The 6,137-nt window shown below is 68.8% G+C and carries 5 protein-coding genes and 2 pseudogenes; 6 read left to right on the top strand and 1 reads right to left on the bottom strand.

The genetic code is table 11. From position 1 onward, the window contains the following. Positions 1–989: pseudogene (locus tag DBV14_RS32630) on the bottom strand (helicase HerA-like domain-containing protein); the annotation flags it as partial. A 101-nt stretch (positions 990–1,090) separates the two neighbouring features. On the opposite strand from DBV14_RS32630, the gene DBV14_RS32625 reads away from it, so the two are divergent. The 6 genes and pseudogenes from DBV14_RS32625 to DBV14_RS32600 all read left to right on the top strand — a co-directional run. Continuing rightward, positions 1,091–1,402, top strand: a complete 312-nt coding sequence (locus DBV14_RS32625) for a phosphopantetheine-binding protein (protein ID WP_124466252.1) — start codon at positions 1,091–1,093, stop codon at positions 1,400–1,402. A 5-nt stretch (positions 1,403–1,407) separates the two neighbouring features. Next, positions 1,408–2,052, top strand: coding sequence for a hypothetical protein (locus DBV14_RS32620; RefSeq protein ID WP_124466249.1), 645 nt, complete (start codon positions 1,408–1,410; stop codon positions 2,050–2,052). A 22-nt stretch (positions 2,053–2,074) separates the two neighbouring features. Next, the gene (locus tag DBV14_RS32615; protein WP_124466246.1) at positions 2,075–3,784 is read left to right on the top strand and encodes an AMP-binding protein; all 1,710 of its coding nucleotides are present in this window, start codon (positions 2,075–2,077) and stop codon (positions 3,782–3,784) included. Next, a complete protein-coding gene (locus tag DBV14_RS32610) occupies positions 3,784–4,797 on the top strand; it encodes an acyl-CoA synthetase (protein WP_124466243.1) in 1,014 nt (337 codons plus the stop codon). Before DBV14_RS32615 ends, DBV14_RS32610 begins: the two co-directional genes overlap by 1 nt. Before the next feature lie 43 nt (positions 4,798–4,840). Further along, on the top strand, positions 4,841–5,419 hold the full coding sequence (locus DBV14_RS32605; protein ID WP_260397311.1) for an outer membrane lipoprotein carrier protein LolA: 579 nt from the start codon (positions 4,841–4,843) through the stop codon (positions 5,417–5,419). Next, a pseudogene (locus DBV14_RS32600) lies at positions 5,416–6,137 on the top strand (transporter); the annotation flags it as partial. The gene DBV14_RS32605 and the pseudogene DBV14_RS32600, both read left to right, overlap by 4 nt.

Here is a 6,137-nt window from a genome sequence, read left to right as displayed (position 1 = left end):
TGGTCGCGTGGAGTGAAAGCGCGCAGCGCGTGCTGCACGCGGTTGCCCAGTTGGGCCAGCACCGAGTCCGGGATGTCGAGCGGGTTCTGCGTCACGAAATACACGCCCACGCCCTTGGAGCGCACCAGGCGCACGACCAGCTCGATGCGTTCCACCAGCGCCTTGGGCGCCTCGTTGAACAGCAGGTGGGCCTCGTCGAAAAAGAAGGCCAGCTTGGGCTGCTCGGGGTCGCCGATTTCTGGCAACTGCTCGAACAGTTCGGACAGCATCCACAGCAGGAAGGTCGCGTACAGGCGCGGGGAGTTCATCAACTTGTCGGCCGCCAGCACGTTGATCACGCCCTTGCCGCCCACGGTCTGCATGAAATCGGCGATGTTGAGCATCGGCTCGCCGAAGAACTTGTCGCCGCCCTGGGTCTCGATCTGCAGCAGGCCGCGCTGGATCGCGCCCACGCTGGCGGCGCTGATGTTGCCGTACTGCGTGGTGAACTGGCTGCCGTTTTCGCCCACGTACTGCAGCATGGCGCGCAGGTCTTTCAGGTCGAGCAGCAGCAGGCCGTTGTCGTCGGCGATCTTGAACACGAGGTTCAGCACGCCGGCCTGGGTTTCGTTCACGTCGAGCATGCGGCCCAGCAGCAGCGGGCCCATGTCGGAAATCGTCGCCCGTACCGGGTGGCCCTGTTCGCCGAACACGTCCCACAGCGTGACGGGGCAGGCCGAGGGCTCGGGCACCTCGATGCCGCGTTCCTTCAATGTGGCGGCCAGCTTGGCGCCAATCGCACCTTTCTGGCTGATGCCGGTGAGGTCGCCCTTCACGTCGGCCATGAACACCGGCACGCCGATGCTCGACAGCTTCTCGGCCATGGTCTGCAGGGTGACTGTCTTGCCGGTGCCGGTGGCCCCGGTAATGAGGCCGTGGCGGTTGGCCAGGCTGGGCAGGAGGGCGCACTCGATGGTGTCGTGGCGTGCGATCAGAAGGGGGTCTGCCATGGGGCGCTCCGGGTCGTATCGAAACCGGCAGTCTAATCAAGCGCCACTCCTATAATCCACGGCCCGCGCGTAGTTCAGGAAAAAGTTTTCAGGAGGTTTTTTTGTCATCGACTGCTCAGCCCCCCCTTCCCGCCACTGGCGACGCATCAGAACAGTCGCCGATTGAAAAAGAGCTGGCCGTGCTGCTCGTGAATGCGCTCAACCTCGAGGTTGCCCCCGAGGACATCGTGCCGACCGACCCGCTGTACGGCGAAGGCCTCGGGCTCGACTCGATCGACATTCTCGAAGTCGCCCTCGAAGTCTCCCGGCGCTATGGGTTCCAGCTGCGTTCGGACGACGAGCGCAACCAGCAGATCTTCCAGTCGCTGCGCACGCTCGCGACGCACGTCGCACAGCACCGCGCCGCTACCTGATCCCCATGTCACGATGGCGACTGGCGCTCCTGCTGCTGGTGGGGGTTGCCTATGCCGGCCTCTCCCACTGGATGACGCTTTTCCACGCCACGGCACCGTGGGCGGTGGTGGTGCTGCTCGGTCCGTTGTGGCTGGCCGTCATGGGTTTTGCCGCCAGCTGGTTCGGCCGCTGGGGCTTCATTGCCATGGCTGCGCTGGGCATCGGCGGTTTCTCGCTCGTGCTGCTGGGTGAAGCCGGCGACCCCAATCGTCTCTATGTGCTGCAGCACGTGGCCATCAACGGCGCGCTGTGCGTGTGGTTCGGCTCCACGCTGCGCGGCAAGGGCCTGCCGCTGATCACGCAGTTCGCGCAGCGCGTTCACCCGCTCAAGGGCCACATGCAGGCCTACACCACGCAGCTCACGCGCATCTGGACGGGGTACTTCGCCGTCGTGGTGCTGGCGTCGATCGCGATCTACATGACACGGCCGTTTTCCGACTGGTCGCTGTTCGCCAACGTGCTGTCGCCGGTGATGGTGGCGCTGCTGTTCGTGGGCGAGCACCTGGTGCGCTACCGGCTGCATCCCGAATTCGAACGCACGCGCCTGGTGGATGCGGTGCGCGCGTTCTACGGCACATCGTCGGTCGACCCGGGTACCGGCGGCCGATGAAGAAAAAACAGGCGCTGCCCGCGTGACGACGACAGACACTTCCTTCCTGCCGCTGCTCGCGGACCGCGACCCCGATGCCCCCCTGGCCTGGCGCGCCGGCGTGCCCGTGAGCACGCGGCAGTTCCTGGCCGACGTGGCCCGCTTCGCACCCGTGCTGCCGGGCGAGGGGCCGGCGGTCAACCTTTGCGTCGACCGCTATGCCTTTGCCGTGAGCCTGGGCGCCGCGCTGGTGCGTGGCCACGCGAGCCTGCTGCCGCCCGACGCGCGCCCCGACACGCTCGAGCGCCTGCTCGCATCCGGCGGCACCAGCCTCTTTGCGCTGACCGACGACCCCAAGCTCCAGACCCCGGGCATGCAGCGCGTCTTCATTGAAAACCGCTCCAGCCTCGAAGGCGATGCCAGCGCCACCGTGCCGTCGATCGATGGCGCCATGCACGCGGCCAGCCTGCTCACATCCGGCTCGACCGGCGTGCCGCAGCCGCACGCCAAGACCTGGGGCACGCTGGTCGGCGACGTGAAGGTGGCCGTCGAGCGCCTGTGCCGGGTGCTCGAGCGCCCGACGCTGGAAGGCGTGACGCTGGTCGCGACCGTGCCGGTGCAGCACAGCTACGGGCTCGAATCGTCGGTGCTGCTGGCCATGCTGGGCGGCGCCGCCTTCGAGAGCGGCCGGCCGTTCTTTCCGGCCGACGTGGCACAAACGCTGGCCTCGGTGCCGCGCCCGCGCGCGCTGGTGACCACGCCGTTCCACCTCAAGACCTTGCTGCTGTCGGGCATCGCGTTGCCGCCGGTCGACCTCATCTTGTCGGCCACGGCACCGCTGTCGCCGCAGCTCGCGCTGCAGGCCGAGCAGGCCATGGGCGGCGTGCTGCTCGAAATCTACGGCAGCACCGAATCCGGCCAGGTGGCCACGCGGCGCACCACCGAAAGCGAAGTCTGGGAAACCTTCGGCGAAATCCGCGTGCGTGCGGAGCCCGCGGAAGGCGGCCCCGAGCGCTTCATCTTCGAAGGCGATTTCATCCCCGAGCCGACGCCCATGGCCGACGTGCTAGAGCTGCTCGACGAACAGCGCTTCCGGCTCTTCGGCCGCGCCAACGACCTGATTCACGTGGCGGGCCGGCGCAGTTCGCTGGCGCACCTGAACTACCACCTGAACAGCATCGCGGGCGTCGAAGACGGCGCGTTCTGGCTGCCCGACGAAGTGGCCGACGGCGTGGTGCGACCGGTGGCCTTCGTGGTCGCGCCCACGCTTTCGGCGGGCGAGATCATTGCTGCGCTGCGGCAACGCCTCGAGCCCGTGTTCGTGCCGCGCCGCGTGGTGCAGGTCAAGGCTTTCCCGCGCGAAGGCACCGGCAAGCTGACCGTGCGGGCGCTGCGCGAATTTGCGCTGGCGCAGCTGGCTGACGACCACACCGCCGTGCAGATGGCGCTGGCCGTGCCGGCCGACCATCCGGTGTTCGCCGGCCATTTCCCCGGCCAGCCGCTGCTTCCGGGCGCCCTGGTGCTGGCGGAGGTCATGGAAGCCATCCAGCGCGTGCCGGCGCTGGTCACGCGGCTGGGCAGCAACCCCACGCTCGCGGCCGCCAAGTTCCTGGCGCCGGTGCGGCCGGGCAGCACGCTCTCCATCGAGCTGCAACCCGAAGCCGGTGCCGGTCGCGGTGTGCGCTTCGACGTGCGTTGCGACGGCGTGGTGGCTGTCAGCGGCCGCTGGGTGGCCGTGCCAGAGTCGGCGTGATGAAGCACACCGACGTCGAGACACACGCCGTCAACGAGGCCGCGCAGACCACCAGCCAGGGCCCAACGACGCAGAAGGGCGACTGGGCCCGCGCGCCCGAGCGCAGCAACATGCTGGCGCTGCGTTTCATCTGCCTGATGGCGCTGGTGTGCGGACGCCACGTCACGCGGCTGCTGCTGCCGCCCATCAGCCTGTACTTTCTTCTTTTTGCGCCCGCGCAGCGCCGGCACATCAAGCGCTACCTGTTCCGCGCCATCGGCCCGCACGCCGGCTGGATCGACGGCTACCGCCTGCTGCACGGCTTTTCGTCGACGGTGCTCGACCGCGTGTATTTCCTGCGCGGCCGCATGGACCTGTTCAAGGTCACGGTCGAAGGCAATGCGCCGATCGACGCCGAAATCGCGCAGGGGCGGGGCGCCTTCCTGCTCGGCGCCCACGTGGGCAGCTTCGAGGTGATGGGCGCCTGCAAGGAGCAGGCGCACCAGGGCAACCTGCGCCTGGCGATGCTGATGTACCCGGACAACGCACAGCGCATCACGGCCATCCTCAACGCCATTGCGCTGCCCGAGCTGCGGCCGCACGTCATTGCGCTGGGCCGCCCGCACTCGATGCTCGCGTTGCGCGACTGGCTCGACGGCGGTGGCCTGGGCGGCATGCTGGCCGACCGCACCCTGCCGGGCAGCGAAGACCAGCCCGCGCACCAGCGCGGCAACAACATCGTGCTGCCGTTCCTGGGGCAGCCCGCGTGTTTCAACGACGGCCCGTTCCGCCTGGCGGCCTTGCTGCGCCGCAAGGTGTTCTTCATGGCCGGCCTCTATGGCGGCGGTGCGCGCTACGATGTCCGATTCGACCCGCTGGCCGATTTCGGTGCGCCGGTGTCCAGCCCCGCGGAGCGCGAGCAGCGCATTCGCACGGCGCTCGAGGCCTATGTCGCCCGCCTGGAAGCGCTGTGTCGCGCCTACCCGTACAACTGGTTCAACTTTCATGATTTCTGGCTCGAAGATTCGGCTTGACTGGCTTTGCAGGGCCGCCGTCCTGGCATTGGCGTTCTGCGCCATGCCGGCCTGGGCGGCGTTCGACCTGCCCGAACTGATGGGCCTGCTGGCCAGGCAGAAGAGCGGCGAGGCCCGCTTTACCGAACAGCGCTTTGTGCACGGCCTGGAAGGCCCGCTCGATGCCAGCGGTACGCTGAGCTTCGACGCGCCCGACAAGCTGGTGCGCCGCACCCTGTCGCCGCGCATCGAAACCATGGCCGTCGACGGCAACACGCTGACCCTGTCGCGCGGCGGGCGCAACCGCACGCTGGCGCTGGACAGCATGCCCGAGCTGCTGGGCCTGGTCGAAGCCATGCGCGGCACGCTGAGCGGCGACGGCGCCACGCTGCAGCGCTACTTCAAGAGCACGGTGGCCGGCGCGCCGGGCAAGTGGACGCTCGACCTCGTGCCGATGGACAGCCGGCTGGCCGCGCAGGTGCGCAGCATCCGCATAAGCGGACGTGCCAGCGACGTGCTCGGGCTCGAAATGGAATTCGTCGGCGGTGACCGTTCGGTGATGAACATCTCGCCAAACGCCCCTGCGGCCGTGCCCGCCAACGCGGCCCCGTCCGGCTCGGCGGCGGGACGCGCCACGCCGTGACCACGCTGCAGGCGGGCGGTCCGCCAAGCTGGCGGCGCAGGGCGGTGGTGCTGGTGGCGTGGCTGCTGGTGCTGCTGTGCGGCGCCGTGGTCATTGCCCGCACGCAGATCGGTGCCGACCTGTCGGCTTTCCTGCCCAAGAGCCCCGACCTGCGCCAGCGCGTGCTGATCGAGCAGCTGCAAAGCGGCGTGGCCTCGCGCACGCTGATGCTGGGCATCGAAGGCGGCAGCAGCGCCGAGCAGCGCGCCACGGTGTCGCGTGCGGTCGGCAAGGCGATGCGCGAGAGCCAGCTCTTCGACCTGATCCAGAACGGCGACGTGGGCGACTGGAGCGAGGCCGGCACCTGGGTTTTCCAGCACCGCTACCAGCTGTCGCCCGGCGTCACGCCGGGGCAGTTCACCGCGGCGGGCCTGCGCGACGCCATCAACGAAACCCTGTCGATGCTCGGCACGCCGGCCGGCAACGTCATCAAGCCCTTTCTCGACCGCGACCCGACCGGGGAAACCCAGCGCATCGCGATGGAACTGGTGCCCGCCAGCGCGCCGCGCAGTGAAGACGGCGTGTGGATGTCGCGCACCGCGCCGCGCGCGCTGATGATCGCCACCACGCGCGCAGCCGGCAGCGACCTCGATGCGCAGGCCATTGCCATCGCGAAGGTGCATGCGGCCTTCGAGGCGGCGACGCAGGGCATGGGCGAGGCCAGGCCGGTGCTGCTGCT

Source organism: Variovorax sp. KBW07 (assembly GCF_003852515.1).
Taxonomy (GTDB): Bacteria; Pseudomonadota; Gammaproteobacteria; order Burkholderiales; family Burkholderiaceae_C; genus Variovorax.
This window is presented reverse-complemented; position numbering and strand designations above follow the sequence as displayed.

Bases quoted from the DNA above. Each gene is read 5' to 3' on its own strand.
- DBV14_RS32610 (WP_124466243.1), top strand. From the start codon at position 3,784: ATGAAGCACACCGACGTCGAGACACACGCCGTCAACGAGGCCGCGCAG.
- DBV14_RS32620 (WP_124466249.1), top strand. From the start codon at position 1,408: ATGTCACGATGGCGACTGGCGCTCCTGCTGCTGGTGGGGGTTGCCTAT.
- DBV14_RS32605 (WP_260397311.1), top strand. From the start codon at position 4,841: ATGCCGGCCTGGGCGGCGTTCGACCTGCCCGAACTGATGGGCCTGCTG.